The sequence below is a fragment of the Microbispora triticiradicis genome, assembly GCF_005864065.1.
In the GTDB taxonomy this organism is placed as follows: Bacteria; Actinomycetota; Actinomycetes; order Streptosporangiales; family Streptosporangiaceae; genus Microbispora; species Microbispora triticiradicis.
Map to the genome: position 1 here is coordinate 1 of NZ_VANP01000038.1, position 2527 is coordinate 2527.

General features: G+C 72.5%; 1 protein-coding gene. It reads left to right on the top strand.

Annotated features, from left to right (window positions below; translation table 11 throughout):
* Positions 1–2527: SDR family NAD(P)-dependent oxidoreductase (locus FED44_RS35375; protein WP_138463398.1), on the top strand; the 2527-nt coding region annotated here is incomplete at both ends.

The window sequence follows — 2527 nt, forward strand, 5'->3', positions numbered from 1 at the left end:
CCACCTCCACCGTCATCAGCGGCGACCACGACGCCGTCACCCACCTCACCCAACGCTTCCGGCAGCAGGGACACAAGGTCCGGGCCCTGACCGTCAGCCACGCCTTCCACTCCCCCCACATGGACCCCATCCTCGACGAGTTCGAACAGGCCGTGGCCGCGCTGTCCCTCACCCTGCCGACCGGGCAGGTCATCCCCTTCGTCTCCGACCTCACCGGCGCCACCGCCACCCCGGCCGACCTCACCGACCCCGCCTACTGGACGCGCCACCTGCGCAGCCCCGTCCGCTTCGCCGACGTCGTACGGCGGCTACATCAGGGCCGGGAGCCGGGCGAGGAAGTGCGGACGTTCCTGGAGATCGGCCCGGACGGCATCCTCACCGGCCTGATCCGCGAGACCCTCGACGGCACACCCGGCCTGGTCGCGGTTCCCGTGCTGCGCCGTGACCGGCCCGAACCCCACACCGCCGTCACCGCCGCCGCCCACGTCCACGCCCACGGCGCCCCCGTCGACTGGACCGCCGTCCACGGCCCCGCCACCACCGTCGACCTGCCCACCTACGCCTTCCAGCACGAACACCTCTGGCTCACCCCGCCGGCCCGCCAGACCGACCCCGCAGCCCTCGGCCTCACCACCACCGCCCACCCCCTGCTCGGCGCCGCCCTCACCCTCGCCCACGACGACACCACCGTCTACACCGGCACCCTCTCCCTCACCACCCACCCCTGGCTCACCGAGCACACCGTCTTCGACACCCCCATCCTCCCCGGCACCGCCTACCTCGACCTCGCCCTCCACGCCGCCGACCACACCGGCCACACCACCATCGACGAACTCCTCCTCCACGCCCCACTCGCCCTGCCGGAGGACGGCGGCGTGCAGGTGCAGATCATCGTCACCGGCTCCGACCGGCCCACCGTGGAGATCTACTCCCGGCCGGACGGCGACACCGACGACTGGACCCGCCACGCGAGCGCCGTACTGACCAGAGACGACGCCACACCCGGCTTCGACCTCACCGCCTGGCCGCCCGAGGGCGCCGTACAGGTGGACCTCGGCACCGCGTACGACCGGTTGCACGAGACGGGCCTCGGGTACGGCCCGGCGTTCCGGGGGCTGCGCACGGCATGGCGGCGGGGCGACGAACTGTTCGCCGAGGTCGCCCTCCCCGAGGACGAACAAGCCGACGTGACGAACTACGGCATCCACCCGGCGCTGCTCGACGCGGCGTTGCACGGGGCCGCGCTGCACTGGCTGGACGGCACGCCGAGCGGCCACAGCAACCTGCCGTTCGCCTGGAGTGGGGTGCGCCTGCACGCCACCGGCGCCACCGACCTGCGGGTACGCGTCAAGCTCGGCGACGCCGGATCGCTGTCACTCCAGGCCGCCGACCCCACCGGCGCGCCGGTCGCCTCCATCGACACCCTCACCGCCCGGCTCGTCTCCGCAGAACAGCTGAACGTCTCCGGACCGAGGCCGGACAACAGCCTGTTCCGGGTGGAGTGGTCGCCCCTGGAACTCCAGCCGGCGGCGCGCGAGGCCTGGGCCGTGCTCGGCGACCGCACCCTTCACGACACCCTGCGCCAGACCGTCACCGCCTCCTACTACGACGACCTGACCGCCCTCACCGACGCCGTCGACGCCGCAGAACCCGTCCCCGACGTGATCGTCCTCCCGATCGCCCACCCTCACCACGACAGCAGGAGGGATGAGGGCAGCAGTACGGGCGGAAACCCGGTGGCGGCGGCGCACGCGGTGACCGAACGCGCCCTGACCACCCTGCAGACCTTCCTGACCGACGACCGCCTGACCACCACCCGGCTGCTCGTCCTCACCCACCACGCCGTCGCCACCACCAGCCGGCAACCCATCGACCTCACCACCGCCCCCGTCTGGGGCCTGGTCCGCTCCGCCCAGACCGAACACCCCGGCCGCATCCACCTCATCGACCACGACCACAACACCCCCAGCCTGCTCCCCCAAGCCGTGACCACCGCCCGCCACCACGACGAACCCCACACCGCCCTCCGCGACGGAACTCTCCTCACCCCCCGCCTCACCCCACACACCACCCAGCCCGCCCCCCAGCACAGGGCCGAGGACGCTCAGCCGCGTGCCTGGAACCCCGACGGGACCGTCCTGATCACCGGCGGCCTCACCGGCATCGGCGCCCTGCTCGCCCACCACCTCGCCACCAACCACCACATCCGCCACCTCCACCTCGTCGGCCGACGCGGCCACCACACCCCCGGCGCCGACACCCTCATCCACCAACTCACCCAAGCCGGAGCCCACGTCACCGTCACCGCCACCGACATCACCAACCCCCAAGCCGTCCAAAACCTCATCACCTCCATCCCCCCCGACCACCCCCTCACCGCCGTCATCCACGCCGCCGGCATCACCCACGACACCCCCCTGCACACCCTCACCCCCACCCACCACCTCCACCCCGTCCTCGCCCCCAAAATCGACGGCGCCACCCACCTCCACCACCACACCCGCCACCACGACCTCGCCGCCTTCAT